The organism is Pararhizobium sp. P1_E7, from assembly GCF_056405855.1.
In genome coordinates, this window is sequence record NZ_JBFUBH010000083.1 from 1 (window position 1) to 10387 (window position 10387).

Below are 10387 nucleotides of genomic sequence, written 5' to 3' on the forward strand. Positions count from 1 at the left end.
GGCCGATGACCTGGCTCGACGGCGGCAGCGGATCAAAACCTTCGCGACGGCACCAGGCGGTGAAGTGGCGCCAGTCCTTGGCGTAGGCGTGGCGGGTGTTTTCGGAACTGGCGGCGTTGGCGTAGGCGGTGGCGGTCGCGACCAGGGCCTCCAGCCGCGCCGGGACGTGGGGTGTCGGGACACCAGGTGTCGGCTGCGGGGCGAGCGTCGCCGGCGGGGCGGGGGGTGGTGCCCCCATTTCCATGACGAGATCGACATCGTCGGAAGGATCGCGATCGGCAAAATCGTCGATTTTGGGCGTGTTTGTCGGGGGCTGTTGCATGATTGGGAGGCTATCAGAATATGTCCGGTAATGGAAGGTTACCGGACATAAAATGGAGGCGACGGGCGGTGCGGTTTAGGCGAAATCTGTTGGTATAAACCGCGCGCCGCGATTAAGCTCTCGGCATGGATTCGCGCCTCCGCTCACCGCTCACCACCCCAGTCCCGCCGGCGGCCCGTGCCTCCCTTGCCGGCTTGGGCGACCGGKCGCGCTACGATTTGAGCGAGGCGGACGCCGCCTTCGTCGCCGAAGGCACGGGACCAGTCTGTTGTGACGCGTGGTCAGCGGCTAGCAACGACCGCCACGCCAGCGCCAATCATGACGCCACCGGCGGCTCGGTTCACCCTCCGCACGATGCATGCGCTGCGCAGAAGCCTGCGAGCTCGGGTGGCAAGGATCACATGCCCGCCGATGACCAGCACTTCAACGACGAGGATCACCGCTGCCAGCGCTCCGAGATGGCCGAGCGTCAATGAAGCGCCTACGACATTCGGCAACAGCGCTACATAAAACAGCGGCATTTTTGGATTGCCGAGGTTAAGAGCAACGCCGGTCGCAAAAACCGTGGTCAACCCACGCCGGCCGCTGACAGGCTGCAATTCGGGGACAACAGGCTCGGCCGTCCAGAGTTTCACGCCCATCCAGATCAGATAGGCAGCCCCTGCATAGCGCAGGACGATCATGACGATGCCCATCTCGGCCGCGAGAAACGAAAGGCCGAAGGCGGCGAGTGTAAGAAAGATCAGGATACCGACGACAGTTCCCGCGCCATAGGCGATGCCAGACGCCGCGCCGTTGGAAATCGTGCGTGCGACAATGGTCATGTTGTCCGGGCCGGGACTGGCGGCGAAGACGAAGAATGCCGCCGCGAAGGCGAGTAAGGTCGAAATGTCCATGGAACCCCCGAAATGTCGATTGATCTMGGGAATTCAGAATAACTGATTTGCGGCGGCACGATAGTCGGAAAATCAGGGATGGGGGGCAGGGAGCCCATCCTCCACGGCGCGCGGCAAGGATTTAGGTGTCGTTGGAAACGCCGTCTCGGGTCGCCAGCCAAGTGCGGTCTATGCACACGATGCGCGCGCCTCTCAATGCCGCCTTCATGGCGACCATGCTGCTCGGCGGCCCGGCCTATTCCCTATGGGATTGGACCGGCACGTGCGCGTTCGGTGCGATCTCGGCCGCACTGGCATTTGTCGCTGTCGCGCTGACCATGATCGCGATGCGATAGCGGCCTTCTTGACGGCCACGGCAATTCAGTCCATGGTGATGATACAGACCTGTCTCATCACCATGGGTTTTTGCCATGCCATCACCAGTCGTCTCCGATAAACGTCAGCACATCATCGAAACCGCCTATGGCCTGTTCAAGAGCGTCGGTTTCCACGCTACTGGCATCGACCGCATCATCGCCGAGGCGGACGTCGCCAAGATGACGATGTATCGCCACTTTCCCAGCAAGGACGGACTGATCGTCGAGGTGTTGCGGTACCGGACGGACCGGTTCAATGCCCAACTCGACGACCTCGCCGAACAGGTGGCAACGCCAGAAGAGAAGATCACCACCATCTTCGACTGGTATGAGCGCTGGTTTCGCAGCCCGGAATTCCACGGCTGCCTGTTTGCGCATGCGCTGGCCGAGTTCGGCGATGCCGACCATCCGGTCTTTGRGGCTGTTGCCGGGCACAAGGACGGCCTGAAACGACGTCTGCGCCAAATTCTCGATGAGACAATGCCTGCGGATCGGGCTGAAAGTGCGGCCGCCGCGCTCTTCATGCTTCTCGAAGGAGCAACCCTGTTGGCGCAGATGGGGCAGGGGGACGCTGCCATGCGTGACGTCCGCAAGGCGGCGTCCAGCATCATTGCCATGCCGGACGGGTCTCGATGAGCGCGACCGTCATCGCGCTCGCGCTCTTTGCGGCGGTCCTGCATGCGACATGGAACGCCTTCCTGCGCTCGGGCGCAGACCGGCTTTGGACGGTGACGGTCATGGGCCTGGCGATGGCATTGATCGCCATCCCCTTCGCCGCAATCTTTCCTCTTCCGCCTTCCGGGGCATGGCCGTATCTCATCCTCTCCTCCTGTCTCCAAGTTGGTTACAGCGTCTTTCTGGTTTCGGCCTACCGGCATGGCGAACTGGGGCAAGTCTATCCCATTGTTCGCGGCAGCGTGCCGCTGCTGGTGACACTTGGCGGACTGGTGTTTGCCGGGGAACATCTGACCCTGCTTGCGATGGTCGGGGTCGTTCTCGTCGCACTCGGTATCATGAGCCTTTCTCTGGGCCGGACGCGAGCTTCGACGCCATCCATTCTATTTGCGCTGCTGACCGGCCTGTTCATCGCCAGCTATGCCACGGTCGATGCGATCGGTGTGCGGATCTCCGGCAACGCAAGCACCTACGCGATCTGGATCTTCCTGATCTATGGCGCCTTGATGTCGGCAACCTATGTCGCCATGCGCGGAAAACTCACGCTGGAGCTTCGCTCGCCGGAGACCTGGAAGGCAATCGGCGGCGGCATGGTGTCGCTCATTGCCTACGGCGCCGTGATCGCGGCCTTCGCCCTAGGCCCGGCCGGACCGATCACGGCACTGAGGGAAACCAGCGTGGTGTTCGCCGTGCTGATCGGGCGGGTATTTCTCGGCGAGGCGCTGACGCTGCGGCGCGTCACGGCCTGCGCGATCGTCGCGCTCGGCGCCGTCTTCCTCGGCTCTTCGTGACAAACCGAGTGATCCGCATTTCAACCTCCAAACAAAGGCGCCGTCCCATGAACATATCCATGTTGATCGGCATCGCGGCCGCCCTGTTCGCGGCCTTCGCGTGGTCGCYGAATTTTGTCGTCCCTTTCGTCATCGGCGATTATTCAGTCTTCGATTTTGCAGTATTCCGGTTTGTGATCTCCGGCGCCGTCGGACTTGGCATTCTTGCCCTAAGAAGGGAGGCCGCCCGAGATTTGAGCGTCCACGACCTGCTGATGGCACTCTGGCTCGGGTTCATCGGCTATGTCGGTTATTTCCTGACAGTCGTGGGCGCGGCCATTTTCGCAGGCCCGGTGATCGCGCCCGCGTTTCTGGGGCTGGTGCCGGTGGTGCTGGCGGTTACTGGAAACCTGCGTCAGAGAACCGTCTCCTGGAATGTCTTGTTCCTGCCTCTCATGCTGGCAGCACTCGGCCTTTGCCTCGTCAACATCAGCGTCTTCGACCGGGGAAGCATAGCGACGACACAGTCGCTGGTGATCGGCATTCCGTTGGCGGTCGCGGCCGTGACCCTATGGACATGGTTCGCCCTTCTCAACCAGAGTGCACTTGCGAAGCGCCCGAACGTGGATTCGGGCGTCTGGACAGCGCTTATCATGGTCAGTGGCGGGCTGGAGATGCTGGCGTTCGTGCCGGTCGGTGTGGTGATGGACGTGTTCGAGATGCCCAGGCTCGGCCTCGGCTGGAATGTTGCGGCACCACTTTATGTCTGGGGAACCTCTCTGGCGATCCTGGCATCCGTCGGCGGGGCCACGGCCTGGACAATCGCCGCACAACGGTTGCCCGTCGTGCTTTCCGCTCAATTGATCGTGTCGGAAACAGTCTTCGGAACGCTCTTCGGACTGGTAGCCCAGGGCCGTTGGCCGACGTTGACGGAAGCCGGCGGGATTGCGGTCCTAACCGCCGGTGTCGTCGCAGCGATCCGCGCTTTTTACGGTGAGCCTAAATTGACTGCGGCAATTGTGTCTCAACCTGATGTGGCAATGTAGTTGCCCGTCGCCATCGCCTGCCCGAGATCGACTCTTGCGGCGCCAGACCCCCGGGCGTCGGTGCTTCGGCGGCGCTCAATCGCCGGGCGTTATCGTCAGCCAATCGACGGCCGATGCTGAAGCCGAGTTGCCGTGCAATCGTCACTGACAACTGGAGCTCGTTCGGCGTGAACTCGCGAGGCTCTGCAAAATAGGTCATGAACTTGCCGATGACCTTGTCATCGATCGTCAGCGGAATAAACGCAAAGGCGCGAATGCCTTCCTGCAGGATGGTTGCCGTCAGAGCTTCCGGTATGTCAGCCGTTTGAACGTCGCCGATGAAGATCGGCTCGGCATTTTGATCGCCCGGGCGCCATGGCGAGTGTCCGTCGACGGCCTGCCGATAGGCGGCAGACAGGTTTCGCCAAGCGACAAACCGCATGATCCCATGGTCGTCGAAGCGGAGGATCGATGCCCTGGCGCAACCCAGTCCATCGGCAATTGCATCCAGAGACGCATCATAGACATCACCCATCGAACGCGCGCGATAGAGGCGGTCGGTAAAGCGATACAGCACACTCTGCTCGTGGGCCTGCCGCGCGAATTGTTCCGCGGTGCGAGCGTGCTGGTCCCTAATCTTACGGCGAGCGCCAAGAGACCCTGCCGGCTTATCCAACAAACATCGCACGCAGACGGGCCATAAGACTTTCCGGCTGGTCAACATGCTTTGCCCGGATATAGCTGGCGGTCGTCTGAGCGCTTACCGTCGCGCCGAAATGGCAGTAGCAGACGATACGGTGCAATTGCTTGTCAGACAGTTCGAAGAACCGTTTAGCCTCTCCGTAAGTGTCGTTTTTCATCCCGGCTGCGCGAAGGACAGGATCGTCGAAGGCGACCGAGATCGCCGAGTTGTTGCAGCGCAACACGGCGCGCACCGCGCGCGGCTGATATTCGGTTTCGTGCAACGTCGAGAGAAGCCGCGGCGGATCCGCTTCGAGGAGTTCCGCCCAGCGTTGGAGTCGCTCGTCGCGCGGCATGACGGGATGAGGATAATCCTGGATCCTGGCAAGATTCTGCAGTTGATCGAATTCATGGTGCTTCATGTCGCCCTCCATTGAGACGCGTAATGCTCAGACCACGACAGAAGTGTGAACCAAACCTATGCCCAGGTCCAGTCATTATGCCCGGTGAAAAGGGGAGGTGAAGCTGACCGGCCGCGCCAAATCGCTCTTCAGACGGAACTGCGCCCGATGACGGAAGAAATGCCGGCAGGTCGTGCAGAGGGGCGAAATCCTACCTAGCCGCCAACAAAAACCTCGGAGTTCACCCAATCGACAGTTGTTAGCGTTTGAAAATTGCGACATAGGAGAGTACATTATMGTGTCGATCGCTTCCGGTGCCACCGGGAGTCCAAGCGTCCAAAACCACGCCTGGCCTCTCCAGGAGCATGATGATCATGATACAGCGACTAACCTTCGCCGGTATCGCGCTGCTGGTAGCGATACTTCTGATTGTCGAAGTGCGAATGCAGTTCGACGCCGGCGAGAGCTTGCTAGCCATGGTCACGGGGTGATCTGCCGATTGGCGCGACCTGCACGTGCGAGAAGACCGCCTTTGTCTTTGGATGCGTTCTTCTGCCTTCTGATTTTCACCTTTTTCCCTCCTGTTCGAGGAGGTCCTCGAAGTCCTCCGCTTGGTTACTACTGTCCGGAACGGCCGGCTCTGGGGGGGCGGGATCCTTAGACAAATTCGCGGATCGCTTTGATCACTGCGTCCGGCGCGCTGAGATTGGGGCAATGACCGGTTGCGTCCAGGATAACCAGTTTGCTGTTGGGAAGCTGCCGGTGAACATACTCGCCGACGCTGACCGGAGCGATAACGTCATCCTTGCACTGCAGCACGAGCGCCCGCGCATCGAGGCCCGCCAGATCCTCGCGGTTGTCGGACATGAAGGTTGTGCGGGCAAAATGTTTGACGATCTCTGGATCGGTCCGGCAGAAGCTGTTGGTCAGTTCCTGGCCAAGTTCCGGCCTGTCGGGATTGCCCATGATCGCCGGCGCCATGGCCGCGGACCACCCCATATGATTGCTGTCGAGAAAAATCCAGCAGTTCCTCGATCTGATCCGCGCTGAAGCCGCCAGTATAGCCGTCGTCGTCGATGTGGCGCGGCGACGGGCCGACCAGCACGACGCATTCGAAGAGCTCCGGAGCCTTCTTCGCGGCCAGGACGCCGATCATGGCGCTGACCGAATGTCCGACGAAAATCCCGCCTTTGATATTCAGCACCCGCCCAATCTCGACAACATCGTCGGCATAGCCGTGCAGGTGGCTGTACTTGGCCGCAGAGAATGCCGACAGATCTGACCCTCCAGCGCCGACGTTGTCAAACAGGACCGTCCGGAAGCTGTCCTCGAAAGCGGGGGCGATGAAACGCCACATATTCTGGTCGCAGCCGAAGCCATGGGCGAACATCATCGAGCGCGTTCCCTGGCCCGCGATCTTCACGTTATTGCGGACGAGTACCGACATCAAGCATCCTCTGGTCCTAGCAATTCCTGATCGTTTCAATCCGACCCTAAAGCATCTGGCGCATTGACGATGTCCAAGTTGTCAAGAAAGACGACTTGAGCAAGGAACCTTTTGGCTCGCGCTCGCGTTACAATGTGTTCTTCTGAATCGGTAAACCAAGATGCATTGAATTTTGCGTCGCTGGCATTTGATTTTGCTGCGCCTCGCCGAAGCAGAAGCATCCGTTTGAACCAGGGGGCCAAATGTCGAACGTCGAGGAATTTCCGAACGCCGCGCGCAGGCTAACTGAGTACGAAGCCCTCATAGCTGCCGCGCCCACCGTGCTCGAAGCGATTCCAGGTGCTGTCTATGTGTGCGACCACGACGGATGGCTTGTGCGTTTCAACAACGAAGCCTCGAAACTATGGGGAAGGGCTCCCCCAATTGATGAGGCGAAGCACCGCTTTTGCGGATCCCATCGCTTGTTCCGCCTGGACGGCACCCCGCTTTCCCCCGACGACTGCCCGATGGCCGAGGCCGTAAAGACCGGCGTGGCGACACAGAATGCTGAAGTCGTGATGGAACGGCCGGACGGCTCTCGAATCATTGCCCTTGTGAATATCCGCCCGTTGCGGGACCACCGCGGCCGGATCCAGGGAGCCGTCAACTGCTTCCAGGACATTTCCGAGCGCAAGGCATTGGAAGGTGAAGTGCGAAGCCGGGCCGCGGAGCTCGACGATTTCTTCGAAAACAGCGCGATAGGTCTTCACATCGTGAGCGGTGAAGGCATTATCCTGCGCGCCAACAAGGCAGAGCTCTCCTTGCTCGGCTACGACGCGGACGAGTATGTCGGACGGCACATCGCGGAGTTCCACGCGGATGCGCCCGTTATCGGCGATATCCTGCACCGGCTCTCTTGCGGAGAAAAGCTCGATCGCTATCCCGCGCGGCTGCGGGCCAGGGACGGGTCGGTCAAGCATGTGCTGATCACGTCTAACAGCCGCTTCGACGGCGGGAAATTCATCAACACTCGCTGTTTCACAACCGATGTCACGAGCCTTCATGAAGCCCAGGGCGCGCAGCGCGAGAGCGAGGAGCGCCTGGCGGCCACCTATGAAGCCGCAACTATCGGCATCGCCGAAGCGGACGCGGAGGGCCGGCTGCTTCGCGTCAATGACGCCGTTTGCAAAATGTTGGGACGCTCCCGCGACGAGCTCCTGAACATGACGTTCTTCGACTACACGCACGTGGATGACCGTCAGCACGATTCCGAGCTCTACGCGCAGCAAATCCGCGGCGAAATCAACCATTACTCCGTGCGCAAGCGCGCGGCGCGACCAGACGGCGCGCTGGTGCATCTCGACGTTTATGGATCCTGCGTACGGGATGCCTCCGGCAAATTTCGCTACGGGGTCCGGGTGATCCAGGATGTGACGGAAGCCAAGCGGATGGAGGACAAAATCCTTCAGAGCGAACGTCACATGCGCGAGCTGCTCGAGGCACTGCCAGCCGCAGTCTACACGACAGACGCCGCCGGAAGGATCACATTTTTCAACCAGGCAGCGGTCGACCTGGCGGGACGGACGCCGCGACCGGGAGAGGAATGGTGTGTCACCTGGCGTCTCTATAATCCGGATGGGACACCGCTGCCACACGACCAGTGCCCTATGGCCGTCGCGCTCAAGGAAAATCGGCCTGTCCGGGGGATAGAAGCGGTCGCGGAGCGCCCGGACGGCACACGTGTCCCGTTTATCCCCTACCCGACACCCCTGCACGACTCCGACGGCAGGCTGGTGGGTGCAATAAACATGCTGGTTGACGTGACCGAGCAGAAAAAGGCCGAAGAGTATGCCGGGCGTCTTGCCGCGATCGTCGAGTTCTCCCACGACGCTATCGTCAGCAAGGACACGAATGGCGTTATTCAGACCTGGAACAAGGGGGCGGAACGTCTATTCGGATACGAAGCGGCGGAGGTCATAGGCAAGCCGGTCAACATTCTGATTCCACCGGATCGCCAGGACGAAGAGCCAGAGATCCTCGATCGCATCCGACGGGGCGAGCGTGTCGCACCCTACGAGACCGTACGCGTGCGTAAGGACGGGAGCCTGCTCGATGTTTCGCTGACGGTCTCGCCCCTTAAGGATGGTCGCGGCAAGGTGATCGGAGCATCCAAGATCGCCCGGGATATCACCGAGAAACGTCGTCATGAAAAGCGCCGGCAGTTGCTGGTCAACGAGCTCAACCATCGGGTGAAGAACACACTCGCGACGGTTCAGTCTCTGGCCGCACAGTCCTTTCGCGGGGAGGCACATACGCCCGCTTTCCGTCAGTTCGAAACTCGGATTATCGCATTGTCCAGGGCCCATGACGTGCTGACGCGCGAGGACTGGGAAGGGGTCGACCTCAACGAATTGATCGCTCGGACGATCGCGCCGATCTGCGTCCGGCCTGAGGAGAGGGTTAAGATTTCGGGTCCTGCCTTGCGTCTCAAGCCCAAACTCGCTCTCTCGCTATCGATGGCTTTTCACGAACTTTGCACCAACGCAGCAAAATACGGCGCCCTTGCGAACGAGACGGGGCACATCGAGATTCACTGGCAAGTCGTCGGGGCGGAGGGAGAGCGCCGTCTCCAATTGCGCTGGGGGGAGATTGGTGGGCCGGAAGTCCAATCACCGACCCAGAAAGGCTTCGGTAGCCGCCTTCTCGAGCGTGCGCTCCAACGCGAATTCGATGCACAGGTAACGCTCTCATTCGAGCCGAGCGGGGTCGTGTGCGAAATCGCAATGCCAGTGACATGATTGTTTTGCCATAGCGGCTCGTTTGAAAGGATGGAAGCGATGAGCCTTTTGGCAAAAAAACTTCGCGTGCTTGTGGTCGAGGATGAGGCGCTCATTGCCTTCTTTATTGAAGACACGTTGACAGAGATGGGCCATGAGGTTGGCGCTGTGGCATCTCGGATGCAGGAGGCGCTTGACGCTGCACGGACAGGCACATTCGACCTGGCGATCATCGACGTCAATCTGGATGGAAAGCCGAGTTATCCGATTGCCGACGTTCTGAAGGAGCGTGGCATCCCATTCGTGTTCGCGACGGGTTATGGCGCCGGTGGTCTGGATCCCAAGTTTGCGGGCACGCCCGTTCTCGCCAAGCCATTTGCAATGGCCGATATCCAGAGTTTGTTGCAGCAGGTCTCGGCGGATGGACCGCTAGTCAATGCGCAGCCGTGACCCAAGCTAGTGCGACTTTTCCTATGATGTCSCCCGATGATGGAGAAAAAATGAGAAGGCTCACCTAGTTGGACATTTCCTCCCTCATCGGACTTGGTTGCTTCACCATCGCTTGTTTCCTCGCGGCGCTGACGAGCGCTTGGTTTCGTCCGGGCGAATGGTACGAACAATTGAAAAAGCCACGATGGCGTCCGCCGAACTGGCTTTTCGCCCCAGTGTGGACGGTCCTCTATTTAATGATCGCCGTTGCCGGGTGGCTGGTCTGGCGAGAAGTCGGCTTCGCCGGCGCGGGATTGCCGCTGGCAATATACGCAGTGCAGCTTATTCTCAATGCTGCCTGGACACCGCTCTTCTTTGGCCTACATCRCCCCGACCTTGGCTTCGTCGACATCGTCCTGGTTTGGTTATCCATCGTCGCAACCATCATACTTTTTTATCCGATCCACTTCRCAGCCGCGCTACTACTTGTGCCTTATCTTATATGGGTGACGTTCGCGACCGCGCTGAATTTCGCAGTGTGGCGCTTAAATTTGGTGGGGGACGTCTCCAGGCGGTTGACCGAGCCGCCAACCTCATGACTTCAGACACGCGCCAGCTCGGCGTCATTC

10 protein-coding genes and 2 pseudogenes are annotated in these 10387 nt (G+C 60.1%); 7 read left to right on the forward strand and 5 right to left on the reverse strand.

The genetic code is table 11. The features are described 5' to 3' along the window. Window positions 1-322: pseudogene (locus AC1D17_RS25815) on the reverse strand (integrase); the annotation flags it as partial. A 281-nt stretch (window positions 323-603) separates the two neighbouring features. After that, window positions 604-1218: a LysE family translocator gene (locus AC1D17_RS25820; RefSeq protein WP_112840513.1), complete on the reverse strand. Its 615-nt coding sequence runs from the start codon at window positions 1216-1218 to the stop codon at window positions 604-606. A 170-nt stretch (window positions 1219-1388) separates the two neighbouring features. On the opposite strand from AC1D17_RS25820, the gene AC1D17_RS25825 reads away from it, so the two are divergent. The 4 genes from AC1D17_RS25825 (at window position 1389) to AC1D17_RS25840 (ending at window position 4065) form a co-directional block, all read left to right on the forward strand. After that, complete coding sequence (locus AC1D17_RS25825; RefSeq protein ID WP_477568136.1) at window positions 1389-1553, forward strand: hypothetical protein; 165 nt, start codon at window positions 1389-1391, stop codon at window positions 1551-1553. Between the two features lie 75 nt (window positions 1554-1628). Next, window positions 1629-2210 carry a TetR/AcrR family transcriptional regulator gene (locus AC1D17_RS25830; RefSeq protein WP_477568137.1) on the forward strand — a complete coding sequence of 194 codons (582 nt, stop codon included), beginning with the start codon at window positions 1629-1631 and terminating at the stop codon, window positions 2208-2210. Beyond that, on the forward strand, window positions 2207-3040 hold the full coding sequence (locus AC1D17_RS25835; RefSeq protein WP_112840511.1) for an EamA family transporter: 834 nt from the start codon (window positions 2207-2209) through the stop codon (window positions 3038-3040). Before AC1D17_RS25830 ends, AC1D17_RS25835 begins: the two co-directional genes overlap by 4 nt. Window positions 3041-3087: 47 nt before the next feature. Beyond that, window positions 3088-4065 (forward strand): DMT family transporter, encoded by a 978-nt coding sequence (locus AC1D17_RS25840; protein WP_477568138.1) that lies wholly within the window; start codon window positions 3088-3090, stop codon window positions 4063-4065. Here the strand turns inward: AC1D17_RS25840 and AC1D17_RS25845 are convergent. The 3 genes and pseudogenes from AC1D17_RS25845 to AC1D17_RS25855 form a co-directional block, all read right to left on the reverse strand. After that, complete coding sequence (locus tag AC1D17_RS25845; RefSeq protein ID WP_112849403.1) at window positions 4019-4768, reverse strand: GAF domain-containing protein; 750 nt, start codon at window positions 4766-4768, stop codon at window positions 4019-4021. The two genes, AC1D17_RS25840 and AC1D17_RS25845, sit on opposite strands and share 47 nt — an antisense overlap. Next, window positions 4713-5147 carry a hypothetical protein gene (locus AC1D17_RS25850; protein ID WP_112840521.1) on the reverse strand — a complete coding sequence of 145 codons (435 nt, stop codon included), beginning with the start codon at window positions 5145-5147 and terminating at the stop codon, window positions 4713-4715. Before AC1D17_RS25850 ends, AC1D17_RS25845 begins: the two co-directional genes overlap by 56 nt. A gap of 702 nt (window positions 5148-5849) precedes the next feature. Beyond that, window positions 5850-6573: pseudogene (locus AC1D17_RS25855) on the reverse strand (alpha/beta fold hydrolase); the annotation flags it as partial. A 242-nt stretch (window positions 6574-6815) separates the two neighbouring features. Between AC1D17_RS25855 and AC1D17_RS25860 the strand changes: the two are divergent. From AC1D17_RS25860 to AC1D17_RS25870, 3 genes are all read left to right on the forward strand, one after another. Further along, window positions 6816-9350: a PAS domain S-box protein gene (locus tag AC1D17_RS25860; RefSeq protein ID WP_112840508.1), complete on the forward strand. Its 2535-nt coding sequence runs from the start codon at window positions 6816-6818 to the stop codon at window positions 9348-9350. A gap of 30 nt (window positions 9351-9380) precedes the next feature. Next, on the forward strand, window positions 9381-9779 hold the full coding sequence (locus AC1D17_RS25865; RefSeq protein ID WP_477568139.1) for a response regulator: 399 nt from the start codon (window positions 9381-9383) through the stop codon (window positions 9777-9779). A gap of 68 nt (window positions 9780-9847) precedes the next feature. Further along, window positions 9848-10357 (forward strand): TspO/MBR family protein, encoded by a 510-nt coding sequence (locus AC1D17_RS25870; protein ID WP_477568140.1) that lies wholly within the window; start codon window positions 9848-9850, stop codon window positions 10355-10357. The last annotated feature ends 30 nt before the right edge of the window (window positions 10358-10387 follow it).

Excerpts from the sequence above, each read along its gene's own strand:
- AC1D17_RS25860 (WP_112840508.1), top strand. The coding sequence starts at position 6,816 with ATGTCGAACGTCGAGGAATTTCCGAACGCCGCGCGCAGGCTAACTGAG.
- AC1D17_RS25825 (WP_477568136.1), top strand. The coding sequence starts at position 1,389 with ATGCACACGATGCGCGCGCCTCTCAATGCCGCCTTCATGGCGACCATG.
- AC1D17_RS25845 (WP_112849403.1), bottom strand. The coding sequence starts at position 4,768 with ATGTTGACCAGCCGGAAAGTCTTATGGCCCGTCTGCGTGCGATGTTTG.
- AC1D17_RS25865 (WP_477568139.1), top strand. The coding sequence starts at position 9,381 with ATGGAAGCGATGAGCCTTTTGGCAAAAAAACTTCGCGTGCTTGTGGTC.
- AC1D17_RS25820 (WP_112840513.1), bottom strand. The coding sequence starts at position 1,218 with ATGGACATTTCGACCTTACTCGCCTTCGCGGCGGCATTCTTCGTCTTC.
- AC1D17_RS25835 (WP_112840511.1), top strand. The coding sequence starts at position 2,207 with ATGAGCGCGACCGTCATCGCGCTCGCGCTCTTTGCGGCGGTCCTGCAT.
- AC1D17_RS25850 (WP_112840521.1), bottom strand. The coding sequence starts at position 5,147 with ATGAAGCACCATGAATTCGATCAACTGCAGAATCTTGCCAGGATCCAG.